The sequence below is a fragment of the Thioalkalivibrio sp. ALMg3 genome (assembly GCF_000381225.1).
Taxonomy (GTDB): domain Bacteria; phylum Pseudomonadota; class Gammaproteobacteria; order Ectothiorhodospirales; family Ectothiorhodospiraceae; genus Thioalkalivibrio; species Thioalkalivibrio versutus.
Genome location: NZ_KB906221.1, coordinates 1 through 16,846 on the forward strand (window position 1 = coordinate 1; position 16,846 = coordinate 16,846).

At 68.9% G+C, this 16,846-nt stretch carries 14 protein-coding genes; 6 read left to right on the forward strand and 8 right to left on the reverse strand.

The features are described from left to right. The coding region (locus F622_RS13365) for an IS110 family transposase (RefSeq protein WP_019571371.1) at nt 1–284 on the forward strand (284 nt) is incomplete at its 5' end. A gap of 130 nt (nt 285–414) precedes the next feature. Here the strand turns inward: F622_RS13365 and ligA are convergent. Genes ligA through smc form a run of 3 tightly spaced genes read right to left on the reverse strand, consistent with a single transcriptional unit; the run spans nt 415 to nt 7,253 of the window. After that, the gene (gene ligA / locus F622_RS0103865; RefSeq protein WP_019571372.1) at nt 415–2,505 is read right to left on the reverse strand and encodes an NAD-dependent DNA ligase LigA; all 2,091 of its coding nucleotides are present in this window, start codon (nt 2,503–2,505) and stop codon (nt 415–417) included. Beyond that, entirely contained in the window at nt 2,502–3,719 is a 1,218-nt protein-coding gene (locus tag F622_RS0103870; RefSeq protein WP_019571373.1) for a cell division protein ZipA C-terminal FtsZ-binding domain-containing protein, read from the reverse strand. The genes ligA and F622_RS0103870 overlap by 4 nt, the downstream gene beginning before the upstream one ends. Nucleotides 3,720–3,758: 39 nt before the next feature. Then, nucleotides 3,759–7,253: a chromosome segregation protein SMC gene (smc, locus tag F622_RS0103875; protein WP_019571374.1), complete on the reverse strand. Its 3,495-nt coding sequence runs from the start codon at nt 7,251–7,253 to the stop codon at nt 3,759–3,761. A gap of 220 nt (nt 7,254–7,473) precedes the next feature. Between smc and queF the strand changes: the two genes are divergently transcribed. The 4 genes from queF to cysZ all read left to right on the forward strand — a co-directional run bounded on the left by queF (nt 7,474) and on the right by cysZ (nt 10,530). Then, nucleotides 7,474–7,896, forward strand: a complete 423-nt coding sequence (gene queF, locus F622_RS0103880) for a preQ(1) synthase (protein WP_018145957.1) — start codon at nt 7,474–7,476, stop codon at nt 7,894–7,896. Between the two features lie 11 nt (nt 7,897–7,907). After that, nucleotides 7,908–9,203: an FGGY-family carbohydrate kinase gene (locus tag F622_RS0103885; RefSeq protein WP_019571375.1), complete on the forward strand. Its 1,296-nt coding sequence runs from the start codon at nt 7,908–7,910 to the stop codon at nt 9,201–9,203. A gap of 378 nt (nt 9,204–9,581) precedes the next feature. Further along, nucleotides 9,582–9,791: a DUF3185 family protein gene (locus tag F622_RS0103890; protein WP_019571376.1), complete on the forward strand. Its 210-nt coding sequence runs from the start codon at nt 9,582–9,584 to the stop codon at nt 9,789–9,791. Between the two features lie 10 nt (nt 9,792–9,801). Continuing rightward, the gene (gene cysZ, locus F622_RS0103895) at nt 9,802–10,530 is read left to right on the forward strand and encodes a sulfate transporter CysZ (protein ID WP_018650313.1); all 729 of its coding nucleotides are present in this window, start codon (nt 9,802–9,804) and stop codon (nt 10,528–10,530) included. A gap of 266 nt (nt 10,531–10,796) precedes the next feature. Here cysZ and F622_RS0103900 read toward each other — a convergent pair whose 3' ends face one another. From F622_RS0103900 to F622_RS0103920, 4 genes are all read right to left on the reverse strand, one after another. Continuing rightward, nucleotides 10,797–12,785: a DUF1631 family protein gene (locus F622_RS0103900; protein ID WP_019571377.1), complete on the reverse strand. Its 1,989-nt coding sequence runs from the start codon at nt 12,783–12,785 to the stop codon at nt 10,797–10,799. 490 nt (nt 12,786–13,275) lie between these two features. Next, nucleotides 13,276–13,602, reverse strand: a complete 327-nt coding sequence (locus F622_RS0103905) for a non-heme iron oxygenase ferredoxin subunit (protein WP_019571378.1) — start codon at nt 13,600–13,602, stop codon at nt 13,276–13,278. Nucleotides 13,603–13,656: 54 nt separating this feature from the next. Beyond that, entirely contained in the window at nt 13,657–14,031 is a 375-nt protein-coding gene (locus F622_RS0103910) for a hypothetical protein (RefSeq protein WP_019571379.1), read from the reverse strand. A 456-nt stretch (nt 14,032–14,487) separates the two neighbouring features. Then, the gene (locus F622_RS0103920; protein ID WP_019571381.1) at nt 14,488–14,937 is read right to left on the reverse strand and encodes a YaiI/YqxD family protein; all 450 of its coding nucleotides are present in this window, start codon (nt 14,935–14,937) and stop codon (nt 14,488–14,490) included. A gap of 174 nt (nt 14,938–15,111) precedes the next feature. On the opposite strand from F622_RS0103920, the gene F622_RS13695 reads away from it, so the two are divergent. Next, entirely contained in the window at nt 15,112–15,288 is a 177-nt protein-coding gene (locus F622_RS13695) for a PLDc N-terminal domain-containing protein (RefSeq protein ID WP_018145966.1), read from the forward strand. A gap of 22 nt (nt 15,289–15,310) precedes the next feature. Here the strand turns inward: F622_RS13695 and F622_RS0103930 are convergent, their stop codons facing one another. Beyond that, nucleotides 15,311–16,786 (reverse strand): MinD/ParA family protein, encoded by a 1,476-nt coding sequence (locus tag F622_RS0103930; RefSeq protein WP_019571382.1) that lies wholly within the window; start codon nt 16,784–16,786, stop codon nt 15,311–15,313. Nucleotides 16,787–16,846: the final 60 nt, after the last annotated feature.

Genomic DNA, 16,846 nt, shown 5'->3' on the forward strand with positions numbered 1-16,846 from the left:
CCTTCCTGGGGTTGGATGTCCGCATACGCGACTCCGGCACGAAACGGGGGCAGCGCAAACTCACCAAACAGGGCGATCCAGAGTTGCGACGGCTGCTCTATCTGGCCGCGATGCAGGCCAAGTCGAAAGCCGCCTGGAGCGACTACTACCAGCGCTGCCTGGACCGTGGCCTGGCGACGACCCAGGCACTGAACGCCTTGGCTCGAAAGCTGGCCCGCGTCGCCTTCGCCCTGATGAAAAATCAGACCGATTACCAACCTAAGATCCCTTGTGGAGAGACATAGAATCTCCTACGGGCCACCCCTGTGCACGAACACCCCCGGTAGGAGCCTGCTTGCAGGCGAACGCCCCTGCCCGGGGCCGGCTCTGGCGGGGGCTTCGCCGCCGAGGCGGCTCCTAACGGGGCGGGGTTCATCAGGTTAGGAGCTGGGCGAGGTCGTCGGGGCCGAGGATGGGGATGTCGAGGGATTCGGCCTTGGTGACCTTGGAGCCGGGGTCGGCGCCAGCGATGACGGCGGTGGTCTTTTTGGAGACGGAGCCGGTGATCTTGGCGCCGCGGGCCTCGAGGGCGGCCTTGGCCTCGTCGCGGGTCATGGCGTCGAAGCTGCCGGTGAGGACGTAGGTGCAGCCGGCCAGCGGGGCGTCGTCGCCGGTTTCCGCGGCCTCGCGCCGGGGCGGGTCGGGCCAGTGCACACCGGCCTCGCGCAGGGCGCGGATCACCTGCAGGTTGTGCGGCTCGGCGAAGAAGTTGGCGATGTGCTCGGCAACGATGGGGCCGACATCCGGTACCTCCTGCAGCGCCTCGGCATCGGCCTGCATCAGCGTGTCGAGGTTGCCGTAGTATTCGGCCAGGTTGCGGGCGGTGACCTCCCCCACCTCGCGGATACCGAGCGCGAAGATGAAGCGCGCCAGCGTGGTCTCGCGCGCCTGTTTCAGGGCGTTGACCAGGTTCTCGGCAAGCTTCGGGCCGACCCGTTCCAGCGCCTCCAGGCGCTCGGCATCCAGTCCGAAGAGATCCGCCGGGCTTTGCACGATGCCGCCGTCGGCCAGCTGCTCGATGATCTTCTCGCCGAAACCCTCGATGTCCATCGCGCGGCGCGAGACGAAGTGCTTGAGGGCCTCGCGGCGCTGCGCGGGGCATACCAGCCCGCCGGTGCAGCGGGCCACGGCCTCGCCTTCCGGGCGCTCGATGTGCGAGTCGCACTCCGGGCACGTCGCGGGCATCTCGATGGCGCGGGTGTCCGCGGGACGCTCGCCGCCGGCGCGGCCGACCACCTCGGGGATCACGTCGCCGGCGCGGCGCACGATGACGCGGTCGCCGATGCGCACGTCCTTGCGTGCGATCTCGTCCATGTTATGCAGCGTGGCGTTGCTGACCATCACCCCACCGACCAGCACCGGCTCCAGGCGCGCCACCGGGGTGAGCGCGCCGGTGCGGCCGACACGGAACTCGACATTGCGCAGCGTAGTGGTGCGCTCCTCCGCCGGGAACTTGTGGGCGATGGCCCAGCGCGGCGCGCGCGAGACGAAGCCCAGCTGCTGTTGATCCGCCAGGGCATCCACCTTGTACACGATGCCGTCGATCTCGTAGTCCAGCCCCGCGCGGCGAGCGGCCAGGCGCTCGTAGTAGTCGAGGCACGCCTCGACGCCCTCCAGCACCTCGCGCTCCGGGCAGGCCGGGAAGCCCAGGCGCTGCAGCCAGTCCAGGGTGCCGGACTGGGTGTCCGGCAGGGTCCCGCCCTCGACGAAGCCGACCGAGTAGGCAAAGAAGCTGAGCGGGCGGCGCGCGGTCACCTTCGAGTCCAGCTGGCGCAGGCTGCCGGCGGCGGCATTGCGCGGGTTCATGAACCCGCGCAGGCCGTCGGCCTCCAGCCCGGCGTTCAGGCGCTCGAAGTCGGCACGGCGCATGAAGACCTCGCCGCGCACCTCCAGCACCCGCGGGGCATCGTCGGTGAAGCGGTCGCCCAGATGCAGCGGGATCGGGCGCACGGTGCGCACGTTGGCGGTTACGTCCTCGCCGGTCTCGCCGTCGCCGCGGGTGGCGGCCTGCACCAGGCGGCCATCCTCGTAAATCAGGCTGATGGCGAGGCCGTCCAGCTTGGGCTCGGCCATGTAGGTGACGGCGCCCTCGCCGCGCGCAGGGTCGCCAGTCTGTTTCGCCAGACGCTCGCGCACGCGGCGGTCGAAGTCGCGGATCGCGTCCGCCTCGAAGCCGTTGGCGAGCGACAGCATCGGCAGGCGATGTCGGACGGTGGCAAAGCCCTCGGCCGGGGTGGCGCCCACGCGCTGGGTGGGCGAATCGGGGGTGACAAGCTCCGGGTGGTCCGCCTCCAGTTGCTCCAGCTCGCGCATCAGGGCGTCGAACTCGGCGTCCGAGATCTCGGGGTCGTCGAGCACGTAGTAGCGGTAGTTGTGATGCTCGATCTGGCGCCGCAGCGCGTCGATGCGCGTCTTCGGAGAATCCGTCGAGCAAGCCTGCGAGGCAGGCGAACCCGACCGGCTCACCGCGTACTCCGCCGGCGCAGCACATCCGGGCGGTGGCGGCGCAGCCAGTCGCTCAGGTCCTCGCGCATGTAGGCCAGCGTCTGGTTGGTCGCGGTGGACTGCTGGGCATCCAGGATGCTGCCGCCGAGATCGCGCGCCAGCACGTGGGCATGCTCCAGCAACGCCTCGAAGGCGCGCTGTGGCTCGGCGCTGCGATGCACCTGGGTAAACAGCGTGACCCCTGGCGTCATCATGTCCGCCAGGTCTTCCTCGCGCAGGGTGCCGGGCGGGACCATGTTGGCGGCGGAAAACAGCGGCACGCCGGCATCCGTCTCCGGTTCAAAGAAATGGTAGATATCCATCTCGCCGGGGGTCATGCCGGCGCGCTGCATCGCCGCACCCAGGGCGACGCCGGTGAACGGCTTGTTGCGCGGCGCAACCACATGCAGCAGCAGGATCTTCTCCTCCGACGGGCGGCGTTCGGCCCTCGGATTGCGCCCCACCACGCGCGGCTCGGACACGTATTCGCCCAGCGTCTCCATATCCGGCGCCGGTTGCTCGATCAGGTCCGGGTTCATCTCGTGGTCCGGATCCAGATGCTCGCCCAGGGTGTCATGGGCGCGCGTTGGCTTGAGCTTGCCCGGACGCAGGCGATCCATGCCGGAGCGCAGACGTGCACCCAGCCCCCCGAACGCCTCGCGGGCCCGCTCGACCGGGGCGCTGGCCGAACCCTTGCGCCGGGCCCGGGCCGGGCGATCCTCGGGCGACGGTTCGAACGCCCCGTGCGGCGGGGGCGGCGTGGGCTCGTCGTCGCTGTCCAGCACGCCGTAGATGTCCTGGGCGCGTTCACCCCGCCGGCCGTAGTCCGGTTCCAGATCTGGCTCGTCGTCGTTGGCGGTCACGCCGAGGTGCGGCTCGTGGCGCTCCTCGTGCGCCGCGCCGGGGATGCGCGGCTCGTCGAACGCGGGTTCGCGCGCGCCGCCGGTGCGAACGCTGCGGCCGGTATCCAGCGGATCGCCCCAACCGGCCTCCGGTTCAGCGGAGTCCCCGGGCTCGGCCGGCGCGTACCAGCGCTTGTCGCCCGGCTCGTCACTGGCACGGATATGTACGGCCTCGTCGCCCCAGTCCGCGGCATCGTCCTCCATATCGCGCTGCTGCGCCCGCGCGCGCAGACGATGGGCGGCCCAGATCCCCGCGATCAGGACAATCCCCAAAATGACCAGGCTGATACGCATCCAATCCACAAAAAACCTCGTTGATCCCGGTACCGACGGTCAGGCCTCGGCCAGTTCCACAGCCTCGTCGATATCCACGCTAACCAGGCGCGACACGCCCGGCTCGTGCATGGTAACGCCGATCAGCTGTTCCGCCATGGCCATCGTTGCCTTGTTGTGAGTAATGAAGATGAACTGGATCTGCTCCGACATCTCGCGCAGCAGGTCACAGAAGCGTCCGACGTTGGCCTCGTCCAGTGGGGCGTCCACCTCGTCCAGCATGCAGAAGGGCGCCGGATTCAGTTCGAAGATCGCGAACACCAGGGCCGAGGCGGTGAGCGCCTTCTCGCCGCCGGACATCAGGTGGATGGTCGACAGGCGCTTGCCCGGCGGGCGCGCCATGATGGTGACGCCGGTATCCAGCAGGTCGTCACCCGTCATCTCCAGGCGCGCCTCGCCGCCGCCGAACAGGCGCTGGAACTTGTGCCCGAGCCCGGCATTCACCTGGTCGAAGGTCTGCTTGAACAGCGCCCGGGTCTCGCGATCAATGCGGTGCATCGCCTGCTCCAGGGTCTCCAGCGCCTCGATCAGGTCGGCGTGCTGCTCCTCCAGGTAGCGCGAACGCTCCTCCAGGCTGCGCGCCTCGTCGATCGCCGCCAGGTTGATCGGCCCGAGCTTCTCGATCTTGCGATCCAGTTCACCGATCGCCTGTTCCCAGGCCGGGACGGTCGCGTCCTCCGGTAGTTCGGGCGCGAGGGCCTCGGCGGCGAAGCCGGATTCCTGGAACTGGGTCTTGAGCTGTTCGATCTGCACCGAGCGTTCGCGCAGGTCCAGGCGCAGCTCCTCGCAGGTGGAACGCTGTGCCTCGACCCGGTTGCCCAGCTCGGTGCTGGTGCTCGCCAGCTCGCGCAGCCGCGCGTCGCAGGCCTCCAGGTCCGCCCGCGCCTGGGTCAGGCGGGCCTCGGCGGCCTGGCGCTGTTCCGCCGCGGTCTGCAAGTCTGCACGCCACTGCTCCAGCGGCCCCTGGCGGTCCCCCAGCCCCTGCGCCAGGCGTTCGCGGCGCTGGGCGTCGTCCTCGCGCTGGCGTTCCAGGCGTTCGCGCTCGTTCTGTTCGCGCTCCAGGCGATGGCGCGCCTCCTGCTCGGCCATGCGCGCCTGATTGGCCGCGTCGCGCGCCGCGCGCACCGCGTCGCGGGCTCCGGTCTGGGCCGTGCGCGCGGCCTCGACCCGCGCCTCCAGAGCGGCGCGGTCGGCCTCCAGGGTCTCGATGCGGGTCAGGGCCTGGTTGCGTTCGGCCTCCGCCGTGGCGAACTGCTCGCGGGCGCGCGCGGCCTCCTCGTCCAGCTCGCCCGCCTCGCGGTCGATGCGTTCCTGCTGCTGCTCCAGCTGCCGCGCCTGGTCGCGCAGGCGTTGCACGCGGCGCTCACGGTCCTCGATCTGCGCCTTTTGTTCGCGGATCTGCCCGTCCAGCGCCTCGCGCCGGGCGCGGGTGGCCGCGATGGTCTCGTTGCGTTCTTCCAGCGCAGCCTGCAGCCGGCTCACCTGGGTGTTCAGGTCTTCCTGGCGTTCCTGCAGCTCGCGCGCCAGGCGGACGCGGGCCACCGCACCGCTGGCCCCACCCTCCAGCGTGCGATGAGCGACCCAGCCCGGGCCCAGCCAGGTGCCGTCCGGCGTAATCACGCTCTCGCCCGGTCCCAGGGTGGCCAGGCGCGTCCGCGCCGCGTCGGCGTCCTCCGCGCAATGCACCAAGGCGAGCCAGGCGGTGACGACCGGGGAGCCCTGTACCTGCCCGGCCAGGCTCCCCGCCGGCACCTCCGGCGTGTGCGACAGGCCCGTGCCGACCAGGCGCAGCATCGCCTCGGGGAGATCCGGCGCGGTCTCCGGCTGATCGGTGACGGCGGCCTCCAGCCAGCTGCCCAGCACCATCTCCACCGCGGTATCCCAGCCCTCGGCGACCTCCAGCTGCTGCACCAGCGGGCGCGACAGGTCCAGCCCGTGCTCGCGCGCCCAGGCCTCGCGGCGGGCGCGGGTCTCCTGCGGGTCGTCCTCGCCGGCGAAGTGCTCCAGTCCCGCGAGGCGCCCGGCGACCTCGCGCGCCTCGCGTTCGGTGGCGTGCAGGGTGTCCTGCTCCTCGCGCTGGGCCTGTTCGAGATCGGCCAGCGCGGCCTGCTGCTGGTCGCGTTCGCCCTGCAGCCCCTGCAAGCGCTCGCGCAGCCCGGTGAGTTCCGCGTCCAGGCGGTCGGCCTCGGTGCCCGGGTGGGTCTGCGGCAGGGCCGCGCGCTCGGCCTCCACGCGTTCCCGGCGCTGGGCGACGCGCTTGAGCAGCTGCTCGGCATTGTCCATGCGCGAGCGCGCGAGCTGGGCGTTCTGGCGCGGCTCGGCGAGCGAGCGCTCCCACTCGGTGAGCGCCTCGCGTGCGCTCTGGTATTCGGTTTCGGCACCTTCGGCGGCAGCCTCCAGGCGTTCGCGCTCGGCCTCGGCGGTCGTGGCGGCCTCCTGACGCTGCGTACTCTCCTGTTCCGCCTGGGTAATGCGCGCCTCCACCGCCTGGTGTTCGCTGGCGGCGGCCTCGATGCGGCTTTCGAGCTGGCGCAGTTCGGCCTGTTCGCGCGCCAGTTCGTCCTCCGCATGGCGGATGGACTGCTCCAGGCGCGAGACCTCGGCGGCGCGGTCGTAATAGGCGCTTTGTGCCTCGGTGGTGGCCGCCTCCAGCTCGACCCGCTCCTGGCGTGCCTGCTCGGTGCCGGTCTGCGCCTTTTGGGCCTCGGCCTGGCTCGCAGCCAACGCGGTCTCGGCGTCGTTCAGGCGGGCGCGGCTGGCCTCCGTCTCCTGCTCCTGGGCCTGCAGGCGCAGCAGGATGGCCTCGGCGCGCTTGCGGCGGCGCTCGGCGGCCAGCGCCTGGTAGCGTTCCGCGGTGGCGGCCTGGCGATTCAGGCGCTCGGCCTGCTTGGACACCTCGTCGCGCACGTCGTCCAGGCGTTCCAGGTTCTCGCGGGTATGGCGTACCCGGTTCTCGGTCTCGCGGCGGCGCTCCTTGTACTTGGAGATACCGGCCGCCTCTTCCAGGTAGACGCGCAGCTCTTCGGGGCGCGCCTCGATCAGCCGCGCGATCATGCCCTGCTCGATGATGGCGTAGCTGCGCGGGCCCAGGCCGGTGCCGAGGAACAGGTCGACCACGTCGCGCTTGCGCGCGCGCTGGCCGTTGAGGAAGTACTTGGACTGGCCGTCACGCGTCAGCGCACGCTTGACGGCGATCTCGCCGTAGCCGCTGTACTCGCCGCCCAGGCGACCGTCGGAGTTGTCGAACACCAGTTCGATGGAGGCCTGCCCCACCGGCTTGCGGCTGGAGGAGCCGTTGAAGATGACGTCCTCGCTGGAGTCCCCGCGCAGGTGCTTGGCCGAGGACTCGCCCATGACCCAGCGCACGGCGTCGATGGTATTGGACTTGCCACAGCCGTTCGGCCCGACCACGCCCACCCGGTTGCCGGGGAGGACGAGTGTGGTCGGGTCCACGAACGACTTGAAGCCGGCCAGCTTGATTCGGGCGAGTCGCACGTTCGGCGCTATCCGCGGTCAGGAAAGTCGGGGTTAGAATGGTACACGCTTAGACGTTTACCGTGACCCACTGCCAGTTCGACAATCCAACCGTTTCACGAAACCACACAAAACCCTGCCGGGCCCGTTTGCAGACAACGCCTTTCCCGCATCCATCTTTGCCGGGGGATTCGCCTGCGAGCCGGCTCCTACAGGAATTCACCAAGGACGCGACCCACCCATGCCCAGCCAGCCGAGCAAGACCCTGGAAACCTTCGACAACCCGGCGCCGGAGAACGATTTCGCGATCTATATCCGCGTCCCGGAGTTCACCTGCCTGTGCCCCGCCACCGGGCAGCCGGACTTCGCCGAGATTCATATCCAGTACGTTGCCGACGGCAAGTGCGTGGAGCTGAAGTCGCTGAAGAACTACATGTGGTCCTACCGCGATGAGGGCGCATTCCACGAGGCGGTCACCAACCGCATCCTGGCGGATCTGGTGGCGGCGACCGACCCGCGCTACATGCGCCTGACCTCTTACTTCAACGTGCGTGGCGGCGTCTATACCACCGTGGTTGCGGAACACCGCAAGCCCGGCTGGACGCCCCCGGAGCCGGTGCACCTGCCGGCGCCGACGCGCAGCCCGCTGGACATGAACGGCTGACCGAGCCTGCCATGCACGCCATCGGCATTGATCTCGGCACCTCCGGGATCCGGCTGGCGCTGCTGGACCCGGAGGGGGCGCGCATCCACGGCGCGCACCGGGCACTGCCGGCGTCGGTCGGGGGCGACGAGCAGCGGGCGGAACAGAACCCGGCCCTGTGGTGGGCCATTGTGCGCGAGCTGCTGCGTGAAGCGGCCGCGCATCTGCACGGCGAGCCCGCCGCCATCGCGGTGGACGGCACCTCCGCCACCCTGCTGCGTCTGGATGCCGACGGACGCCCGACCCATCCGGCCCTGATGTACAACGATGCCCGGGCCACCGACATGCTGTCGGTACTGGCCGGGGTCGCGCCCGCGGACTCCGCCGTGCACAGCCCCAGCTCATCGGCGGCCAAGCTGTTGTGGCTGCGGCGCCACGAAGGGCTCTCCGGCGTGCGCCGCGTCCTGCACCAGGCCGACTGGGTTACCGGACGCCTGCGCGGGCGCTTCGACCGCATGGACGAGAACAACGCCCTGAAGCTCGGCTACGACGCGCTGTGGGGCGGCTGGCCGAACTGGCTGCAGGAGACCCTGGGCAGTGACGCCTCGCTACTGCCGGAGGTGGTCCCGGCCGGGACGGTGCTGGGCCCGCTGGACCCGGAAATGGCGGAATCGCTGCACCTGAACCCGGCCTGCCGGATGGTCGCCGGCACCACCGACAGCATCGCCGGGTTCCTTGCCTCCGGTGTGGGCGACGACACCACGGGCGTGACCAGCCTGGGCTCCACGCTGGTGATCAAGCAGCTGGCCCCGGAACCGATCTACGCCCCGGAACTCGGGATCTACAGCCACCGGCTGCTGGGGCGCTGGCTGGTGGGCGGGGCCTCCAACAGCGGCGGCGCAGTACTGCGCCAGCACTTCGATGATGCGGCCCTGGAGCGGCTGAGCGCCGCGATCGACCCCGAGACCGACAGCGGGCTCGACTATCTCCCCCTGCCCCGCCGCGGCGAACGCTTCCCGGTCAACGACCCCGAGCTGAAGCCCCGCCTCACCCCCCGCCCCGAGGACGACGCGCGTTTCCTGCAGGGGCTGTTCGAGGGGGTTGCCCGGGTGGAGCACGACGGCTATGAGCGCCTGTCCGAGCTGGGCGCCCCGCGCGTGGAGCGTGTCGTGTCCCTGGGTGGCGGCGCCCAGAACCCCGTGTGGACACGCATCCGCAGCCGGATCCTGGGATTGCCGGTGACCACGGCCGAGGACGACGATGCCGCCAGCGGCGCCGCCCGGCTCGCGCGCATCGGCGTGGGGCTGGAGCCGGGTTTCACGGGTTAACCGGCCAGGCCGAGAGGCTCGGCAATCTCCCGCTTTGGCCGGGGCTTCGCCTGCAAGCCGACCGCGATGCCGGCTGGGGGCCACCAATTCCATGAGGGGAATCTTGTGGGAGCGGCCTTGGCCGCGAAGCCCCCGGCAAAGCCGGACTCGGACAACAAACGTAGGATGCGATGAGCGCAGCGAATCGCATCATTGCTCAGCCCCCCGGTGATTGATGCGATTCGCTGCGCTCGTCGCATCCTACGGCGCTGTTTGCCAGAACAAGGCACGGGCAGGCCGCTCCTGCAAAACCCGTCCCACGATGTGCTCTGCCATGACGCCGAGGGCGCGGATCGGTGCTACATTCGGGGGAGGCACCCAACAACAAGGGGATACGACATGCACTGGACGCGAATTCTCGGCATTGCACTGCTGGTGGGCGGCATCATCCTGCTGGTAATGGGCTACACCGCCACCGATAGCCTGGGCGAGGAACTGCACCAGGAGTTCATGGGGCGCTATACGGACGACACGCGCATGTACCTGATCGCCGGCGGGATCATGTCCGTCGTGGGCCTCGTACTCGCGATCTTTGGGGTGCGCCGCTAAGGGCACATCCGTGCCAGCCGGCACCCTCCGCCTGACACCGCTGGTCGCCTTTCTCGCGCCGTTTCGCGGGCTCGCGCGCGTATTCGACCCGGGCCTGCGCGGTCTGGTGATCGGCCCGTTGATCATCAACATTCTGGTCGTAATCGGGCTTGCGACGGCCGCCGGGCTCGGCTTCGAGGCCCTTCTGGCGGCCTGGCTGCCCGGCGGCTGGGACTGGCTCGCCTGGCTACTGTGGCCCCTGTTCGCACTGGCGTTGCTGGTGGCCTTTGGGGTCTCCGCCGTCGCACTGGCGGCGATCATCGCCAGCCCATTCTCCGGGCCGCTGGCCTACCGCACCGCGCGCGGACTGGGCCACGAGCCCCGCCAGCCGGCGCGCTCGTTCCTTGGCGAGATGGGCCACGCGACCGTAACCGCGCTGCGCAAGACCGGCTACTACGCCCTGCTGTTCATCCCCGTGCTGCTGATCACGGTGATCCCCGGACTGAACCTGCTGGCCCCGATCGCCTGGTTCACGTTCGGGAGCTGGGTGCTGGCCGTGGAATTCCTGGAGGCGCCGCTGGCCAACGACGGCCTGGCATTCGCCGAGGTCCGCAAGACCGTGCGCGCCCACCGGCTGGAGACCCTGAGCTTCGGCGCCGGGACCACGCTGCTGGCAATGGTCCCGCTAGTGAACCTGCTGCTGGTACCGGCCGCGGTCATCGGCGCGACCCACCTGCGAGTGCGACTGCCCCGGGCCTGACGTCGGGACACTCCAGATGGACGCGAAAGTCCCCGAACGGTGCGTTGGGCAGGGCTCAACGCACCCTACCTCCACCATAATCCGGGGTACCTCAAGCCCGATACCAGGCGCGTCGTCGTGAAAAGCCCGTACGGCACTCGGCACCAACGCTCTCACCCCGATTCCCTCGCCGTCTCCGGCCCCTCTCGGGTGCCCCCCACCCTTGATCCCTCTTCGTGCCTTCGTGGTGCCAGAGAGGCCTTTGACCTTTGGCGCAAAGGCGCAGGTCAGGCGAGCAGGGCATCCAGCGGGTTGTCGTCGGGGAGCGGACGCATGCGGCCCTCGCGCAGCTCCTGGGCCACACCCTGCAGGGAGTGGCGCCGGCTGGCGCCCAGATCCAGCGACAGGAACAGGTAGCCGCGGGTCGCCTCACCGCGCCAGACCAGGCCCATGCGGTGAAACTGCCCGGTCGCCTTGTCGACCATCTCGAACCACTCGCCGGTGCGGATCCGGCTGGCATCGAAGACCCAGGGATCGTCGAGATCGGTCAACAGGTCGGGGTCGTCATCCTCGAGGCGCACGGCACGCCGCGCCTGGATTCGCGCCTGGGGATCGAAGCGCGGCTCGTCAGCGGAGGCCCGGATGCGCTGCAGATGGGCCTGGCCCAGGTGCTGCACGACCGCCTTGACGCGCGCCTCGTCAGCGCCAAACTCGCGTGCGGTCACCACGATCCGCTGCACCAGCGGATTCGCTTCCTGCGGGGTCGCCTGGTTGCAGATGGCCCGCACCACGTCCTGCACCTCGGCGTCCAGCACCTGCACGGCCGCCTCGTCCACCGCCAGCAGGTCTTCCCAGGCCTCGGCGATCTGCTCGGCGGAGCGCTCCGGAAGCTCGGCCCCGGTCTCCAGCACGCAGACCGTCAGGGTGCGCCGGGCACGGGCCGCGCGTTCTTTCTGACACATCGGCGCCGCGCGCGCGGCGGCCTGTGCCCGCCAGTATTCGTCCTCCGCGGCCACGGCCGCGTCCCAGTTCTCCCGCAACGCCTGCGCCGCCGGGCGATCCAGATCATCGATCGCGCTCCCCAAGTGTTCGATACTCTGGCGCATCGCATCAAGGTAGCGGCTGACCACCTCCGAGTCTTCCGCGCTGACCTCGGGGCTGATCCGCACGCCCGTATTGATCAGACTGCCGACCCATTCGCGCAACGGGTGCCTGGGGTCGTGGAAGAAGTCGAGGTCACGGCTGACCGCGCGCACCAGTAGCGGTTGCAAATCCAGCATCATCGCGCGAAACGCCGCATGGCAATCGAGGTGGCGCGACACCTCGGCGAACACGCCGGCCAGGACACCCTCGATGACGCTCTCGATCGGCGGTTCCGCCATCGCTTCGGCCACCACGGCGGCGCCGGTCGCCGGGCCGCCGCCCCCGCTCACCACAGCTCCATGGCCAGACGGCACCCAGCCGGCCGCCGCCGCCCACTGCAACCAGTCCGCCGGGCCGGCATCCGCGGCCGGCATCACAGCGCCTGCGACCGCAACGCCCCCTGCTCCCCTGACCCCAGGTGTGGCGCCCTCCGCCGCAGCCGGTTCCGACGCCGAGGCGGGGCCCCCTTCCCGGGTGGCCTGGGCCCAGCTCGCACGCCGCGACGTTCCGGGCAAGTCGCCCTCCGGGGCCTCGGACACCGGCTCTCTGACCAGCCCGCAGGCCTCGACTGTCTCGACCACGAAGGCCAGGGTCGGTGCGGCCGTCTGGCCCAGACAACGCACGTAGGCTCGCATCAGGCCCAGCGTCATATCCGTCCGGCCGAACTGTTCCTCGGCCGACTCGATCAGACGCTCGTACCAGTTCAGCGGCGACCACGGCGCCCAGCCGGGGTGCTCGAAGCGATGATCCTCGCGCGCGGCCTGGAGGAATACGAACCAGGAGTAGCGGTTCTGCTCGCGGACCAGCCCTTCGAGCTTGTGACGCAGGGAGCGTCGGGTGGACTGGTAATCGTCCAGGATTTGCAGGCCGGAGTTGTCATCGGCGTAGCTGGAACCGGAGAATTCGTACTCGGGTGGGTAGGTTGTGGAGACAAAGTCACGCTCCAGGGCCTCCTCGAACTGGCGACGCAGCACATACTGATAGCCTTGGAGCTGATTCGCCCACTCCGCGTCGGCAGCCTCATTACCGCCAGCGGACCACTCCTGCGCGACGGATTCCAGGCAGCGGTCAAGGTGATCGGTCACCCGCGGGACGATCCCGCGCACCAGTTGCTGGCGCTGGGCATCCGACAAACCGGACAGACCCGACCAGACCGCGGCCCGTGCTTCTCTGTCTGTATGCTCCCTGCCTGCCATGGTGAGGTGTCCTCGTATTGCCGCGTGGTGGCTCGCGTGAGTTCAACGTGAGCCCGCCCTATAGTGTACAGGCGCGACCAAAGCGGGGCATCCGTCACAGTTTCCGCGCCGGACAGGGAGCTCGTTAAGGAGATGCTGATTTAATCGCGCGTTCGCGTTGGTGCCCCCTGTTTTCCGAGACAAGGCGCGTCGTGCAGCGGGTAATGGTTCTACCCGCAAGCGGCGCAACACAGGATCGGGGAACAGGGGGCACCAACCCCACAAGCCATTGAATGCAGGGGCTCGGCCGCCCGTTGTTGACGAAAACGGGCGCGCGCACGGCGTTGCGGATCCCTTGTGCAGAATGACTGCACGGCAGTCACCGCGCCTTGTCTCGGAAACCAGGGGGCACCACCGGCACCACCGCGAACGCGCGATCCGCGTCTCCTTAAGCGTCCAGCGGCAGCGTTCCCACCTGAACCATTTCGCCCTCGACACGCACGGGGAACCGGGTCAGGGGTTCCTCGGCAGGCGCGGCCATCACCTCGCCGGTTCGCAGGCAGAACTGGGCTTCGTGCATCGGGCACGTGATGCAGTCATCGGCGCCGATCTCACCATCCGCGATGGGCACATCCTCGTGAGTACAGAGGTTCTCCACGGCAAAATATTCACCACCCAGGTTAAAGATCGCCACCTCGGTATCCGCTGTCTCCACCAGGCGATGATCGCCATCCTGGATGGTCCCCACCGGGGCTACGTCAATCCATTCCGTCATCACGACTCCTTATGCTTCTGAAAATTCCCGATATCGCCCCCCTGCGCTGGCAGTTCAGGGAGACGCCCGCAGGGCTGCGGTCGCGGCCGCATCGATCTCGATCCGCCGGCCCTCTTCCGGGTGGTAGGAGAAGCGCCCCACCACCCGCAAGTTCTCGCCCAGGTGATCGCGCACCGCCGAACTGGGCTTGACCGCCACGCGGTTGATGGCGTCGTCTTCCAGCCAGTAGTGCTCCGGATCATCAAAACGATTCACGACACCCTCGGTTTCCACCAGTTCGCCATTGAAGGCCGGCGCGGATGCAGCCAGCTGTTCCAGGGTCACCGGCGATACGCGCTCGCCCCCGCAAGCCACCAGCACGGCGGTCATGGCCAGCCCCAGCCACACGGCATTGATCCCTTTCAGCACGATCTTCTCTCCCAGTTGCACTCGCGGCGACTGCCGACGCTTATCCGGCTCCAGCCTACCGAAGCTGCGCCATGTCACGCCCATTCACCCCTGAATGACGGGCCTAAGGAAACCCGGATGCATTCGCGCGACGTCGGCCCCGTCGAACTTCACGAGCGTTATCGTTCGGAGGTGCGCGCTCAAGCTGATGGCATCGCCGCCGTTACCCTGGGCAGGTAAATCGCACACCCACCCGCGATCAAGGACGGCCCCACCAGTGAACGCTTCACGCCACCATCGCCAGGCCCCGCGGACCTGGAACAGCGCCCCATCCTCGCCGAAGGAATGCCGACAAGGGACTGTCAGCCCCGGCCGGGACCATCCAATCACCGTTGCGCAGGAATCCCGGAGGACCGCGCAGGATGATGACTGGGTACAGCTCGCCAACGAAACCCTGAAACTGATCCGCCAGCTACGCATCTAGGGAGACCGAGGACGCTATTTCAGGTTCTGAGCAAGCCAGCGATCCAGGGCATTGCCGAAGGCCTGGCGGTCGCGCGGGCCCAGCGCCGCCGGGCCGCCGGTCTCGACCCCACTGGAGCGCAGCGTGTCCATGAAGTCGCGCATGCTGAGGCGCTCGCGGATGTTGTCGGGAGTATAGAGCTCGCCCCGGGGATTCAGCGCCTGCCCGCCGTTCTCGATCACATCCGCGGCCAGCGGGATGTCCGCGGTGATGACCAGGTCCCCGGCGCCAAGGCGCCGGACAATCTCATTGTCGGCCACGTCGAACCCGGCGCCGACCTGGATCGAGTCGATCAGCTTCGACGGCGGCGTGCGCATCGGCTGATTGGCCACCAGCGTGACCGGAACCCCCGTCCGCTTCGCCGCACGAAACAGAATCTCCTTGATGACCGCGGGGCAGGCATCCGCGTCGACCCAGATCTTCATGGTGCTCCTTCCCGAAAGCTCGCTGATGATCGCGGTGCAGGGTAGTCGTTTGCGGCGCCCGGCACATTTCGCCACCGTTCGGATTGGCGCCGGGGCGGCACACGTGCTATCAGCTTGGGAGACGTCAACCGACACGCTTGGACTTTCTAGGCCAAGCCTCGCAAGGAGCATTACATGGGCATTGAAGTCACCGGCATTCTGGGCCTGATCTGGCTGCTGATCGTGATCTGGGCGATCGTGCGGACCGCACAAAGCCCCGCGACCCCCATAGTGAAAGTACTGTGGATCCTGATCCTGCTGTTTCTTCCCCTGGTAGGCCTGATCGCCTGGTTGCTGCTCGGACCCAAGTAGGCCGCACCCAGGCACCGGGCGCTCACATCCGGCGCAGGAACTCCGCGAGGGTCGGCGCGTCATCGTCCCCCTGACGCAGTCGCTCGAGTAGCGCCTCCTGGGGACCAAAACGGGCTGCGTCGTAGGCGGTTGCCTGCACACGAGATGCGGAGCCCGCCCGAGCGGGCCTGGCGGCCGACTCGTCCCGACCCTTCCAGCCGAAATCGGGCGGAGGACGGTCAGCCCCGGGTCGTCGACCGTCCTCGGCTTGCACGGTCGCCGGAGCCGCTACGTCCCTGGGTTCGTCCATCGCGGGCGCAAGCCGCGCACGCAAACGGCCCAGCAACTCGGCATGGCCCTCCGGATCCGCCTGTAGCGCGTCCACCAGTGCCATCAGATCGATCGCAGCGCAGCCCGTTCGCGCCCGGTACTGTTCGTGCATGGCGTCCAATTCAACCGCCAGGGCCTCGGGCTCGGAGGCCTCCAGGGCCGCGTCGAACGCCGCGCGCAAGCGCCCGAGCACACCCTCTTCGCTGCCCAAGCCGTCCGAGCCGTCCGAGCCGTCCGAGGCTTCCGAGGCTTCCGAGGCTTCCGAGGCATGGTCGACCGGGGGCGGCTCCGTAGCGAGCGCCGGGGCTTGTGGACGGGCATCCTCCAACGGCGTATGCGCAGCCGGACTCTCCAGCTGCAGACGACGCCACCAGAAAAGGCTGAATGCTGGCGCGTCTTCATGCGGAAGGCTGTCTTCCAGGGCATTCGCCAGGCGCTGGAACGGACGCGCCGAGGGGTCATTCTCGGCGAACAGGGCGACCGGGTGCTGCAATGTGACGGCCGAGCGGAGGCTTTCGTCGCGCTGGACGAAGCCGAGAAATTCGACCCGGGTATGCAGGTATTTCTCGACGGCATTGGCAAACCGCTGGAAGACGCTGCGGGCCTCGGCGACATCCGCCACCATGTTCACGATCACGCGGACGTCCAGGGCCTGACGCCGCAACGCCAGCTTGAGCAGGGAGAACGCATCGGTCAGCGAGGTCGGTTCCGGCGTCAGCACCAGCAGGACCTGGTGCCCCGCCGCGAGGAAATCGAGCGTGGTATCACCGATGCCCGCGGCGGTATCCAGCAGCAGGTCGTCGAAATCCGCCTCGATGTTCGCCAGTTCCTCCACCAGCCGCTGCTGATGCGCCCCGGAGAGCTCCGCATATTCGCGAATACCACTGGCACCGGGGATGATCTTCAGGCCATGCGCCCCTTCCAGCAGGATATCGCGGATTCCACATTCGCCCGCCAGGACCTCCGCCAAGCCCTGTTCCGGGCGCAACCCCAGCAGTATGTTCACATTGGCGAGGCCGGTATCCCCATCCAGGATGCCGACCCGCCGCCCGCGCCGCGCCAGCGTGATCCCCAGGTTCACCGCGATGCTGGACTTGCCCACCCCGCCCTTGCCGCTGGCCACGACAAGGACCCGCGGGCGCGCGGCGACCCCGGAACGGGTATCCGTCAAAGCGCTGTGACCGGACATCGCGGCTTCCTGCATGGCACTCATCGGCATGGGGAAAGAATGACGGCGAACTCACGGTCG